This is a genomic window from Klebsiella sp. CN_Kp106 (assembly GCF_040064575.1).
Taxonomy (GTDB): domain Bacteria; phylum Pseudomonadota; class Gammaproteobacteria; order Enterobacterales; family Enterobacteriaceae; genus Klebsiella; species Klebsiella michiganensis.
Map to the genome: position 1 here is coordinate 53,593 of NZ_JBEAIG010000014.1, position 12,220 is coordinate 65,812.

At 55.4% G+C, this 12,220-nt stretch carries 11 protein-coding genes; 4 read left to right on the forward strand and 7 right to left on the reverse strand.

What is annotated here, in order from left to right:
• The first annotated feature begins 163 nt into the window (after positions 1-163).
• Entirely contained in the window at positions 164-1,306 is a 1,143-nt protein-coding gene (locus tag ABLU96_RS07785; RefSeq protein ID WP_049079506.1) for an iron-containing alcohol dehydrogenase, read from the forward strand.
• Positions 1,307-1,632: 326 nt separating this feature from the next.
• Positions 1,633-2,841 carry an aldose 1-epimerase family protein gene (locus tag ABLU96_RS07790; RefSeq protein ID WP_064405969.1) on the forward strand — a complete coding sequence of 403 codons (1,209 nt, stop codon included), beginning with the start codon at positions 1,633-1,635 and terminating at the stop codon, positions 2,839-2,841.
• Between the two features lie 170 nt (positions 2,842-3,011).
• Here the strand turns inward: ABLU96_RS07790 and ABLU96_RS07795 are convergent, their stop codons facing one another.
• Together ABLU96_RS07795 and mpl are read right to left on the reverse strand one after the other, a co-directional pair.
• Positions 3,012-3,557 carry a GNAT family N-acetyltransferase gene (locus ABLU96_RS07795; RefSeq protein WP_064405972.1) on the reverse strand — a complete coding sequence of 182 codons (546 nt, stop codon included), beginning with the start codon at positions 3,555-3,557 and terminating at the stop codon, positions 3,012-3,014.
• Positions 3,558-3,621: 64 nt separating this feature from the next.
• Positions 3,622-4,995 carry a UDP-N-acetylmuramate:L-alanyl-gamma-D-glutamyl-meso-diaminopimelate ligase gene (mpl, locus tag ABLU96_RS07800; protein ID WP_004098056.1) on the reverse strand — a complete coding sequence of 458 codons (1,374 nt, stop codon included), beginning with the start codon at positions 4,993-4,995 and terminating at the stop codon, positions 3,622-3,624.
• A gap of 175 nt (positions 4,996-5,170) precedes the next feature.
• Between mpl and fbp the strand changes: the two genes are divergently transcribed.
• Complete coding sequence (gene fbp / locus ABLU96_RS07805) at positions 5,171-6,169, forward strand: class 1 fructose-bisphosphatase (protein ID WP_004098053.1); 999 nt, start codon at positions 5,171-5,173, stop codon at positions 6,167-6,169.
• 44 nt (positions 6,170-6,213) lie between these two features.
• On the opposite strand, the gene yjfF is transcribed toward fbp, so the two are convergent.
• From yjfF to ytfQ, 4 genes are all read right to left on the reverse strand, one after another.
• Positions 6,214-7,200, reverse strand: coding sequence for a galactofuranose ABC transporter, permease protein YjfF (gene yjfF, locus ABLU96_RS07810; protein WP_064405974.1), 987 nt, complete (start codon positions 7,198-7,200; stop codon positions 6,214-6,216).
• Positions 7,187-8,212 carry a galactofuranose ABC transporter, ATP-binding protein YtfT gene (gene ytfT / locus ABLU96_RS07815; protein WP_014227645.1) on the reverse strand — a complete coding sequence of 342 codons (1,026 nt, stop codon included), beginning with the start codon at positions 8,210-8,212 and terminating at the stop codon, positions 7,187-7,189. The genes yjfF and ytfT overlap by 14 nt, the downstream gene beginning before the upstream one ends.
• Before the next feature lie 10 nt (positions 8,213-8,222).
• On the reverse strand, positions 8,223-9,725 hold the full coding sequence (gene ytfR / locus ABLU96_RS07820; protein ID WP_348862425.1) for a galactofuranose ABC transporter, ATP-binding protein YtfR: 1,503 nt from the start codon (positions 9,723-9,725) through the stop codon (positions 8,223-8,225).
• A gap of 110 nt (positions 9,726-9,835) precedes the next feature.
• The gene (gene ytfQ / locus ABLU96_RS07825; RefSeq protein WP_004098043.1) at positions 9,836-10,792 is read right to left on the reverse strand and encodes a galactofuranose ABC transporter, galactofuranose-binding protein YtfQ; all 957 of its coding nucleotides are present in this window, start codon (positions 10,790-10,792) and stop codon (positions 9,836-9,838) included.
• Positions 10,793-11,195: 403 nt separating this feature from the next.
• Here ytfQ and ppa point away from each other — a divergent pair, with 403 nt between their 5' ends.
• Positions 11,196-11,723: an inorganic diphosphatase gene (ppa, locus tag ABLU96_RS07830; protein WP_004098041.1), complete on the forward strand. Its 528-nt coding sequence runs from the start codon at positions 11,196-11,198 to the stop codon at positions 11,721-11,723.
• Positions 11,724-11,873: 150 nt separating this feature from the next.
• Here the strand turns inward: ppa and ABLU96_RS07835 are convergent, their stop codons facing one another.
• Complete coding sequence (locus tag ABLU96_RS07835; protein WP_004098039.1) at positions 11,874-12,218, reverse strand: gamma-glutamylcyclotransferase; 345 nt, start codon at positions 12,216-12,218, stop codon at positions 11,874-11,876.
• Positions 12,219-12,220 lie beyond the last annotated feature (2 nt).

The following is a 12,220-nucleotide window of genomic DNA, read 5'->3' on the forward strand; positions in this document are numbered from 1 at the left end:
CAGTCAACACACCAGCCGCTCGAAGTATGACGGTCAACTCCCTCCAGATATTGCTTCAGCAATATCTGGAGCATTAATTCGATTTTTTTACTCTGCACGTGTCGCTGAATCGTAAATGACGAATGCACACTAAAAAAATCCTTAATATTAAATGGAGTTTCCTATGACCCAGGCCTTCTCAATTCCTCGCAGTATTATTTATGGCGAAAATGCTTTAGAACATCTTTCCACCCTGAGCGGCAAAAAAGCCGCGTTAGTCACTGGCGGAAGTTCCATGAAGCGTTTTGGCTTTCTGGATAAAGCCGTCAGCGAACTTAATAAAGCGGGTATGGAGTGCATTATTATCGATAATGTCGAACCCAATCCGTCCATTAAAACCGTCTGGCGCGGCGCAAAAGCGATGCAGGCTTTTGGACCGGACTGGATAGTGGCGATTGGCGGCGGCTCCGCGCTTGATGCCGCAAAAGTAATGTGGTGTTTCTACGAGCATCCGCAGCTGAAGTTCGAGGATATTCTTCCGGTCGGTTCCATGCCGGCGCTACGCAATAAAGCCCGATTTGTGGCGATCCCTTCCACCAGCGGCAGCGCCTCTGAGATCACCGCATTTTCAGTGATCACCGACACGGCAAATCATATCAAATACCCGATTGTTGCCGCCGATCTGGTACCGGATATCGCCATTCTCGACCCCACCATTCCGGCAAAAATGCCGCCGCACGTTACCGTTCATACCGGAATGGACGTTCTGACCCACGCCATTGAAGCCTATGTGTCCACCGCGGCCAACTCGTTTACTGACCCCTATGCGGTAGAAGCGATTCGGCTGGTGTTTACGTATCTGGAAATCGCCTGGCGCTCACCTGATGATTTAAACGCCCGCATGCATATGCACAATGCTTCTGCGCTGGCGGGAATCGCCTTCACCAACGCCTCGCTGGGGTTAGTTCATTCAATGGCGCACAAGATTGGCGGCGAGTTTGGTATTACCCACGGTCTGGCAAACGCGATTATGCTGCCTTATATCATTCAATATAATGCGAAGTTCACCAAAAAATATCGTCAGCTGGAAGCGGCGTTAGGCATCAAAAACCTGATTGAAGCGATCAACGCGCTGAATCAACGTCTGGGCGTGCCGAAAACGCTAAGCCAGTGCGGCGAAGTTGAAATCAATGAAATCACCTTTGTGAACGTCCTCGACAGAATGAGTCACCATGCCGTTGACGATCCCTGCACATTAACGAATCCTAACTATCCGTCCGTTCAGGATGTCAAAGGGCTCTATACCAAAGCGTTCTACGGCGCTTGATAATCTCCCCGCTGCGTTTTTTTACACGGTAAAACCGCTTCAACCAGGGCCGCCTGGGCCACCAAAGCCCGGCGGCCCTGTCGTTTCTAAAGGCTTCATCATAGCCGTAGCCAGCAATAGCTGAATCGTTAAAGCTAAAATCATCTTGATTCACATTTTTTTAGCAACAACTTTTATAATTACTTAAAAAAAGCGATTTAAATCTCATTTAAAAATATAAAAACGGCCGTTTTCTCACCAGGTGAGACACTTCACATTTTCATAATCCACTTACAACTAAATTCCCTGCATCAGCAACACAATCGATTCAGCAAAAGGGTTAAAAAATGAAAAAAATATTAGCTTTAACAGCAATCGCCATGCTTGTTTCTGGGCCTGTAGTCGCGAAAACATGGGTGCTGACAAGCGCTGAAAGCGGTATGGATAAAGGAAACTGGCAGATAACCAGCGACCAGCTGAAGATAAAAGATCATAACTTCAGCATTGAGCAAAAAGTCCTTCACGGCGGGAAACAGGAAGGCAGCAAAATCCTCGTGATCCACAGCAAAGACGGCCTGAGGATTACCCTGAGCCCGACTCGCGGCATGAATCTACTGAAAATCGAAGGTTTTGGTTCACGGATGGGCTGGGACTCACCGGTAAAAGAGGTGGTCAACCCGGCCTTTATTAACCTCGAAAGCCGCAACGGGCTGGGCTGGCTGGAAGGCTTCAATGAAATGATGGTGCGCTGCGGCTATGAATGGACCGGCCACCCGGTAACCGCAGACGGGCAGATTTATACCCTGCACGGTAAAGTCGGCAACACGCCGGCTTCACAGGTGGAAGTGGAAGTCGCGGACACCGCGCCGTATGAAATTCGCGTTCGCGGGCTGGTGAAGGAGAGCACGTTTAAGAAAGCGGATCTGCAGACCATGACCGAGCTGCGCTATGTACCCGGCAGCAACAACTTCAGCCTGCACGATATCTTAACCAACCATGCTGACTATCCGCATGACTATCAGATTATCTATCACAGCAACTTTGGCAAGCCGATCCTCGAAGAGGGGGCCCGCTTTATGGCGCCGATCGCCAGCATCAGCCCGTTCAATGACTACGCCAAAGCCGGCTTAAAAACCTGGCAAACCTACGCCGGTCCAACCAAAGGTTTCGATGAAATGGTGTTTAACATGCAGCCGCTGGCGGACGAAAATCATCAAACGCTAGCCGCCGTGGTCAACAAAGCCGGCGACAAAGGGGCATCGATTCAGTTTGATACCCGCCAGCTGCCGGTGCTGACGCTGTGGAAAAACACCGATACCGAGAAACAGGGTTACGTGACCGGTATTGAGCCGGGTACCAGCTACGCCTATCCGGTAACCATCGAGCGCGAGCAAAAACGCGTTAAGCAGCTTCAGCCCGGGGCAAGCACCCAGTTTGATCTGACCTATACGCTGCTGCACAGCAGCGAGCAGGTTGCCGACGTGGAGAAGAAAATCGCGGCCATTCAGGGCGATACCAAAGTGGCGGAAAACGAAACGCCTATCGCGAAGGAGTAGCGTAAGCTTTGAGCCCGTCCCGGGTTGCGGCGTAACGCCTGACCCGGGCTACCGGCCCGCAGACGGCGCTGAACCCGTAGCCCGGCTAAGCGCAGCGCGAGCCGGGAGAAAAGCGGAGATGACATTGCGCGCTGCCTCCCGGAGGCGGCGCTTGACGCGCCTTGTCCGGGCTACAAAACCTTGACCGCGCCAGCCTGCTCCATGACCACCAAACGCAAATCCTGCGCAAAGCGCTGGTACTGCGCCTCATTAATCGGCTGCGGATAGCTCAACACGATCAGTTCATGATCGGCGATGCCCTGATGATAGGTCGGATGGCGATGCGCCCAGGGGTTCGCGCAAAATCCCATGGTTTCATAAAAGCGCAGGCGCTTATGGGCAACTTCGCTGGTCAGCGGATCGATTTCCAGAACGGTCAGCGGCGCGCGCTGAAGTATTTCAGCTAACAGCCGCTTGCCGTAGCCGCGCGATCGCAAGGTATCGTCGATGGCCAGATGTTCAACGTAGCGATAGTCAGCAAACCGCCAGCAGCCGCTCAGGCCAATAAACTGGCCATCATCGAACCAGGCTTCCAGTTCATAATGCGGATTATCAAGCGCCTGCTGCTTAGCCTCGGCTTCACGCTGCTCGTGCCACGGAAAGGCCCTGCCGTACAGTGCGTCAAGCGGGGGAAAATGCGAGGAATCGGTAGAGGTCACTCTTTCTGAATTCAACATGAACCCTCCTGGCCACAAAAACTATCCGCCCTCACGCGGAGGGCGGATAAACGAGGAGAATAGCCTACTCGGCCGCCTCGGCTTTTTTCGCCAGCTTATCGAGCAGCTTCTGATGAATGCCGCCAAATCCACCGTTGCTCATCACCAGAATGTGGTCGCCAGGATGGGCGGTTTTAACAATCATATCCACCAGCGCATCGACATCGGCGCTCCAGTGCGCAGGCTGTACGCAAGCGTCAGCCACTTCAGCAACCTGCCACGGAATATGCTGCGGCTGCAGCAGGAAGACCTCGTCCGCGCGACCGAGAGACGGCGCCAGGTCGTCTTTGCAAATGCCCATTTTCATGGTGTTAGAACGGGGTTCAAGCACGGCAAGAATACGCGCGGTACCGCCAACTTTGCCGCGTAGCGCCTGCAGGGTCGCCAGAATCGCCGTCGGGTGGTGGGCGAAATCATCGTATACGGTCACGCCGTTGGCTTCGCCGCGCAGCTCCAGACGGCGGCGGGCGTTGATAAAGCTGCCCAGCGCGTTGGCCGCATCGGCAGGCAGCACGCCGACATGCCGGGCGGCGGCGATGGCCATCAGGCCGTTATGCATATTATGCTCGCCGACCAGCGCCCACTTCACTTCGCCGACTTTCTCGCCGTCCAGCCACACTTCCCAGGAGGAAGCATCGGTGGTGAGCTTTTTCGCCTGCCAGTGCCCCTGTTCGCCAACCAGCTCCTGCTCGCTCCAGCAGCCCATCGCCATCGTCTGCTTCAGATTGATGTCGTTCTCCGGCAGGATAATCTTGCCTTTGCCCGGCACAATACGCACCAGATGATGAAATTGCTTCTGGATAGCTTTTAGATCGTCAAAGATGTCCGCGTGGTCGAATTCAAGGTTATTGAGAATCAACGTGCGCGGGCAGTAATGAACAAATTTGGAACGTTTATCGAAGAAAGCGCAGTCGTATTCATCGGCTTCAATCACGAAGAACGGGCTGTCGCCGAGGCGCGCGGAAACATCGAAGTTGCCCGGAACGCCGCCGATAACAAAGCCCGGCTTGTAGCCGCAGGCTTCGAGGATCCAGGTCGCCATGCCGGCAGTGGTGGTTTTTCCGTGCGTTCCGGCAACCGCCAGCACCCAGCGATCGCGCAGCACGAAATCGTGCAGCCACTGGGGACCGGACATGTAAGGGATATTATTTTCCAGCACCGCTTCCACGCACGGGTTTCCGCGCGTCATTGCGTTACCGATGATCACCAGGTCAGGCTGCGGATCCAGCTGGCTGGCATCATATCCTTGAATTAACTCAATTCCCTGGTTTTCCAGCAGGGTACTCATTGGCGGATAGACGTTCGCATCCGACCCCGTTACCTCATGACCGAGGGAACGCGCCAGCATCGCCAGCCCCCCCATAAACGTGCCACAGATTCCTAAAATATGAATGCGCATTCGTCATTTCCTTCTCTTATCTGAAGCACAGTTTACCGGGATGTTGGGGGGGAAAGAAATGCATTTCAGGCGAATCCGTATTTTGCTGGCGCGATTCACCAGTGCGAACTTTTTTTATTCTTTGTTAAGATTGTTATGTTCGTTTTACTTCACATAAACATGCAGGGAACGGGTTATGAAAACGTTAGGTGAATTTATTGTCGAAAAGCAGCACGAGTTCTCTCACGCAACCGGCGAGCTTACTGCTTTGTTGTCGGCGATAAAGTTAGGCGCCAAGATCATCCACCGCGATATCAACAAGGCCGGCCTGGTCGATATCCTGGGTGCCAGCGGTGCTGAAAACGTTCAGGGCGAGGTTCAGCAAAAACTCGACCTGTTTGCCAATGAAAAGTTGAAAGCCGCACTGCGAGCACGCGATATTGTTGCCGGGATCGCCTCTGAAGAAGAAGATGAGATCGTCGTCTTTGAAGGATGCGAACACGCCAAATACGTGGTGCTGATGGACCCGCTGGATGGATCTTCTAACATCGACGTTAACGTCTCTGTTGGCACGATCTTCTCTATTTACCGCCGCGTCACGCCGGTGGGCACCCCCGTTACCGAAGAAGATTTCCTGCAACCGGGCAACCGACAGGTCGCCGCGGGCTATGTGGTGTATGGCTCCTCGACGATGCTGGTTTACACCACCGGCTGCGGCGTCCACGCCTTTACCTATGACCCCTCCCTTGGCGTCTTCTGCCTGTGCCAGGAGCGCATGCGCTTCCCGGAAAAAGGCAACACCTACTCGATTAACGAAGGTAACTACATTAAGTTCCCGATGGGCGTGAAGAAGTACATTAAGCACTGCCAGGAAGAAGATAAAGAGACCCAGCGCCCGTATACCTCACGCTACATCGGCTCTCTGGTGGCGGATTTCCACCGCAACCTGCTTAAAGGCGGCATCTATCTCTATCCGAGCACCGCCAGCCACCCGGACGGTAAACTGCGCCTGCTGTACGAATGCAACCCGATGGCGTTCCTTGCGGAACAGGCGGGCGGTAAGGCCAGCGATGGTAAAGAGCGTATTCTGGATATCATCCCGGAAAGCCTGCATCAGCGCCGTTCTTTCTTCGTCGGCAACAACCATATGGTTGAAGACGTCGAAAACTTTATTAAAGAGTTCCCGGACGCGTAACCCGCCTCTTCCCCTCCCGCCTTACGGGAGGGGAAAACCTTCCGTCAGTGCCCCACCCTTGTCACCGGCGAACTCTGCCGATTCTCCCACAGCACCGTCAGGCCGCGCTGCAGCGCGATAAAGATGAACAGCAGGATACCGATAGCGATCTTGGTCCACCATGAACTCAGCGTACCGTCGAAGTTGATGTAGGTTTGAATCAGCCCCTGAATGGCGACGCCAAACAGCGTGCCGAGAACCGTCCCCACCCCACCGCTCAACAGCGTACCGCCGATAACCACCGATGCAATCGCGTCCAGTTCAACGCCAACGCCCGCCAGCGCATAGCCCGCCTGGGTATAGATGGAGAAGACGATCCCCGCCAGCGTCGCCAGCCCGGTAGAGAGCATATAAATGCGGATCGTCGTGCTCCGCGTGGAAATCCCCATCAGGTTCGCCGACGTCGCGTTGCCGCCGATGGCATAAACCTGATTGCCGAAGCGGGTGCGGTGGGCCATAAAAATTCCGCCGATCACCACCAGCAGCATCAGCAGCCCCATCGCGCTCAGACGCCCGCCGCCGGGGATGGTCCATGCCAGTCCTGATAGCGCGTCATACACCGGATGATTAATGGGAATCGACTCTTCCGAGACCAGGTAGCTGACGCCGCGCAGAAAAAACATCCCGGCGAGGGTGATGATAAACGCCGGGATCTTCAGCGCATCAATAAGCAGGCCCATAAACGCGCCAAAGGCGCAGCCCATCACCAGCACCAGCGGAAACGCCACCAGCGGCGAAATCCCCCAGAAACCGATCGCTTTAGCGAGAAATACGCCGGTAAAGGCGATCACCGACCCGACCGACAGATCGATCCCGCCGGAGAGGATCACGAAGGTCATGCCGACGGCGATGATCCCAAGAAAGGCATTGTCGGTCAGGATATTGCAGATCACCCGCGTCGAGGCAAAGCCGGGAAACTGGGTCAGGCAGTAAAGGTATCCCAGTACGAAGACCGCGATGGTAATCATTAACGGTAAATTACGTTTTATCATGGCCGCGCATCCCCTTCAGTATGCTGATAAAGCGCGGCGACTGGACGATCAGTACGCACAGCACCACCACCGCTTTGACTACCTGATTAAGCTCCGGCGGGAATCCTGACAGCAGGATCCCGGTATTCATCCCCTGGATAATCAGCGCCCCGACGACCGAGAGCAGCAGGTTAAAGCGCCCGCCCATCAGCGAGCCGCCGCCGATAACCACCGCCAGGATGGCGTCCAGCTCCAGCCATAGCCCGGCATTATTGGCATCCGCGCCGCGAATATCCGCCGCAACGATAATGCCGGCAATCGCCGCGCAAACGCCGCTCAGCACGTAGGCCAACATCACGACGATGCGGGTATTTACCCCGGCGTTTTTTGCCGCGCGAATGTTAATCCCCACCGCTTCGATAAACATCCCCAGCGCGGTTTTGCGGGTAAACAGCCAGAACAGCACCAGCGTCACGATGGCGATAATCACCGGCGTCGGGAACAGCAGTAGCGATCCGCTGCCGAGCCACGCCAGATGCGGAGAGTCAAAGGTCACGATCTGCCCGGAGGTGATCAGCTGCGCCACGCCGCGTCCGGCGACCATCAGGATCAGCGTGGCGACGAATGGCTGGATCTTCAGCACCGCCACCAGAATGCCGTTCCACAGACCGGCCAGCGCGCCTGCCCCCAGCGATGCGAGCAGCACAACCGTCAGGCTGTGCCCCGCCACGGTCATTGACGCCGCCGTTGCGCCGGCAATCGCCATCACCGCCCCGACGGAGAGATCAATCCCGCCGGTGGCGATAACCAGCGTCATGCCAATCGCCAGCAGCGCCACCGGTGCGGCGCGGTTCAAAATATCTATCGGGCTGCCGAACAGTCGCCCGTCCTGGAGCACGATCTGGTAGAAATGCGGGGCGACCAGGCTGTCAACGACCAGCACCAGCAGCAGCGCAATAATTTGCGGCATCCCTTTTGGCCAGTTAAAGCGCCGTTTCGGCTGGCCGGTTTTCGGAACAGATTGAGGCATCATCGGTTACTCCTTATGCCGCAATAGCGTTCATGATCGCCGGCACGGAGAGCTCGCTCAGAGCCAGCTCCGCCACCTGCTGGCGATCGCGCATGATAATCACCCGATCGGCGTAACCCACCAGCTCTTCCAGCTCTGAAGAAATGACCAGCAGCGCCAGACCATCGGCGCACAGGGTTTCAATCAGGCGGATGATTTCGGCGTGGGCGCCAACGTCAATACCGCGAGTCGGTTCATCAAGGATCAAGAACTGCGGCTTCGTCAGCAGCCACCGGGAGAGCAGCACCTTCTGCTGATTACCGCCGGAGAGAAATTCAATCGGCTGTTCAGCGCTGGGGGTACGAATACCCAGTTGGCGAATGAAACGTTCAGCAATCTCATTTTGTTCGCGCCGACCAATCGGCCGCAGCCAGCCGCGCTGCGCCTGTAGCGCCAGAACGATATTTTCCCGCACCGAGGCGGCGGCGATAATGCCGTCGGTTTTACGATCTTCCGGACAGAAGCCGATCCCGAGGCAGGATGCCTGATGCGGCGAGCGCAGGGTTTGCGGCTTGCCTTTGATCAACGCTTTGCCGCTGTCGGCGGGTTTAATGCCAAAGATCACCTCCGCCGTTTCCGTACGTCCCGAGCCTAACAGCCCCGCCAGGCCGACGATTTCACCGGGACGGACCTGCAGACTAAACGGTGCGATGGTGCCTTTTTTGCCAAAATCTTCGAAGGCGGCCACCGGCTTATCGCTCAGCAGGGTGCGGCCCGCGCGCTGCAGGGCGTTATGCTCCAGCTCACGGCCCAGCATCATCTTCACCAGTTCAATTTGCGGCAGCTCGCGGGTTTCCCGGCAGCCGACAAAACCGCCGTTACGCAGCACGGTGATGCGATCGCTGACGGCATACACCTGGTCGAGGAAGTGGGTGACGAAAATCAGGCTGACCCCGCTATCGCGCAGCTGGCGCATCAGGGTAAAGAGCATCTCCACCCCCTGGGTATCCAGGCTGGCGGTCGGTTCATCAAGAATTAACACTTTTGCTGACAGGTCGATCGCCCGGCAGATCGCGACAATCTGCTGCATCGCCACCGAAAAGCGGTTCAGCGGTTCACGGACATCAAGAGAAAAACCGTAGGACGCCATCAGCGCGGTGGCGCGCTTTTCCATCTCTTTACGCCGCAGCAGGCCAAAGCGTCTGGGCTCGCGGCCGATAAACAGATTGTCCGCCACCGACATATTAGGCAGCAGGTTCACTTCCTGATAGACGGTGCCGATCCCCAGCTGCTGGGCGTGAGCGGTATTTTTCGGCGCGATCTCCCGCCCTTCCAGCCAGATGGACCCGCGATCGGCATGATAGACGCCGGTCAGCGCTTTGATCAGGGTGGATTTACCCGCGCCGTTTTCGCCTAACAGAGCCATGATTTCGCCCCGGCGCAGGCTAAAATTAACGTTATCCAGCGCCTTCACGCCGGGGAAAAATTTGCTAAGCCCTTCAGTACGAAGGATTTCCTGATGTAATTCGCCGTTCATGCTCTCCCCCCTCACCTTTGCCCTCTCCCCGATGGGAGGAGAGGGAAATCAGCCGCGCTTTAGCGACCGGGGACATCCCGGAGGCGGCGGTGAACCTGTGATTCGGCTACTCAGTAGCCCATATTTTTCTTCTTCTCTAACTCTTCTTTCGCCGTATCCGGCAGGTAGAGGGTCGATTTGGTGATGGTGACTTTTTCAGGCAGGGTGCCGTCTTTTTTGTATTTCTCCAGCGCATCGAACGCCGGACCGGCCATATTCGGCGTCAGCTCGACGCTGGCATTGGCCTCGCCGGCCATCATCGCTTTATAGATATCCGGCACGCCGTCGATAGAGCCGGTGAGGATATCTTTGCCCGGCTTCAGCCCGGCCTCTTTAATCGCCTGAATGGCGCCAATCACCATATCGTCGTTATGGGCGTAAACCATGCAGATGTTCTTGCCGTTGTTTTCCGCTTTGATAAAGCTCTCCATGACTTCTTTGCCCTTGCTGCGGGTAAAGTCGCCGGACTGGGAGCGGATAATTTTGATATTAGAGGCTTTAGAAATGGCCTCAGCGAAGCCTTTCTTGCGGTCAATCGCCACGCTGGCCCCCACGGTGCCCTGCAGTTCAACAACGTTACACGGCTTACCGTCAACGGTTTTGACCAGCCACTCGCCGATCAGCTGGCCTTCCAGCACGTTGTTCGCGGTAACGGTGGTCATGTAGAGATCTTTGTCTTTAACATCAATTGAGCGGTCGAGCAGGAATACCGGGATTTTGGCCTCTTTCGCTTCTTTCAGTACCGGCTCCCAGCCGGTCGCTACGACCGGCGCGATGAAGATGGCATCGACGCCCTGAGCGATAAAGGAGCGTACGGCTTTAATCTGGTTTTCCTGTTTTTGTTGCGCGTCGGCAATCTTCAGAGTGATGCCGCGCTTCGCGGCCTCCTCTTTCGCGACGTTAGTTTCGGCCGCGCGCCAGCCGGATTCAGAACCGACCTGCGAAAAACCTACGGTAAGAGGGGCAGCCATGACCATAGACGACATAGCTGCGGAAACTGCTGTGACAAGAAGTAAGCGCTTCCACATAAGAGGATCCTCGTAGGGTTATTGTTGGTTAAAGCCTCACCTGCGGACAAACTATAGACAATCGGAGATGTAACTGAATGCGTTACATCACACTTCAAAAAAGTTAATTAGATGTTAATCAGCGGGCATCTCACCAGCGGAGAGCCGGTGAGGCTTCGCGAGCCGCGCGAGCTTCGCCGTTTATGACGAAATTTTGCACACTTTGAGATATCAAGCATATGCAATGAAAACGGTTACATAATTTTATTCAGTATGCGGCTATGTTTATGGATTTTCAGGCTGTCTTACGCTGAAAAATTCAGACTCCACCCACCCGTTCTGGGGAAAAAGAAGCGAAGACATTCGATGTGAGTTGGCTATAATACCGGGCACTTGTTTGCCATACATTTTAAAGGAAACAGACATGAGCTTACTCAACGTACCTGCGGGCAAAGATCTGCCGGAAGACATCTACGTCGTGATCGAGATCCCGGCGAACGCAGATCCTATCAAATACGAAGTCGACAAAGAGAGCGGTGCACTGTTCGTTGACCGTTTCATGTCCACGGCGATGTTCTATCCGTGCAACTACGGCTACATCAACCACACCCTGTCCCTGGACGGCGACCCGGTTGACGTTCTGGTCCCGACGCCGTACCCGCTGGAGCCAGGTTCAGTCATCCGCTGCCGTCCGGTTGGCGTGCTGAAAATGACCGACGAATCCGGTGAAGATGCGAAACTGGTTGCGGTACCGCACACCAAGCTGAGCAAAGAGTACGATCACATTAAAGATGTGAACGACCTGCCGGAACTGCTGAAAGCACAGATCACCCACTTCTTCGAGCACTATAAAGACCTCGAAGCGGGCAAATGGGTTAAGGTTGACGGCTGGGACAACGCTGAAGCGGCGAAAGCTGAAATCGTGGCTTCCTTCGAGCGCGCTAAGAAGTAATTCTGCCGCACTCAGGTTCGCAAAAACACCGCCTCCGGGCGGTGTTTTTTTTGGCCGTTGATCCATGCCCGAGCGGCGGCTGACGCCTTAGCCGGCGACAGCACCTAACGCCACAAAAAACAACGCCACCCGAAGGTGGCGTTATCGTTATTAATACTGGTCTTTATCCAACCAGTTGCCGCTTTCTATCAGCGTGAAGCCCTCAACGGGGCGCTGATAGACATACATCCAGGCGCTACCGTAGGGCGTCTGGATCAGGTGACGAGCATACTCGCCGCCTTTGGTACGCAGCGCATCCAATTCAGCCAGCGTCGATGCGTCAATACGATAGACCTCACCATGTACCGTGCCATCGCCGGGCACCGCGCCTGGATAGTGGCCCAGGCTGTACAGTTGATAATCATTGACACTATGATCGCCCAGCCACTGAGCGTTGGTCATCCAGTGGCTGTTGCCTTGTTTGCGTCGTAAACTGCCGTAAACAAATATTCGCATTG